Origin of the sequence: Pseudoalteromonas sp. SIMBA_162, assembly GCF_046535955.1 — a bacterium.
In the GTDB taxonomy this organism is placed as follows: domain Bacteria; phylum Pseudomonadota; class Gammaproteobacteria; order Enterobacterales; family Alteromonadaceae; genus Pseudoalteromonas; species Pseudoalteromonas marina.
In genome coordinates, this window is record NZ_JAWJBQ010001001.1 from 1 (window position 1) to 244 (window position 244).

Here is a 244-nt window from a genome sequence, read left to right on the forward strand (position 1 = left end):
TGAACCAGCCGGAGTCCGACAATGCGGCACTCAGCATGGCGGCGCCGCCCTGGGTGACCGCCGTAGAGAAGGTACTGGCAGGGGCAGGCCGGTATTGGCCCGTCTGGTCACGGAAGTCATAGATGGCGACCGGAATACGTCCGGCGGGAGGCGGTAGACTGATCAGGTCCTGATAGGTGGCGGTTCTTGGCATCAAGGTGCTGGGCACCCCTTCAAGACCCTGGGTATTGGCGACCATCGGCGC

1 protein-coding gene is annotated in these 244 nt (G+C 63.9%); it reads right to left on the minus strand.

Going from position 1 to position 244, the window contains the following annotated elements; all coding sequences use genetic code 11:
• A partial coding sequence (locus tag R0J88_RS22720) for a CsgG/HfaB family protein (protein WP_410901282.1) occupies positions 1-238 on the minus strand: 238 nt, incomplete at its 3' end.
• Between the last annotated feature and the right edge of the window lie 6 nt (positions 239-244).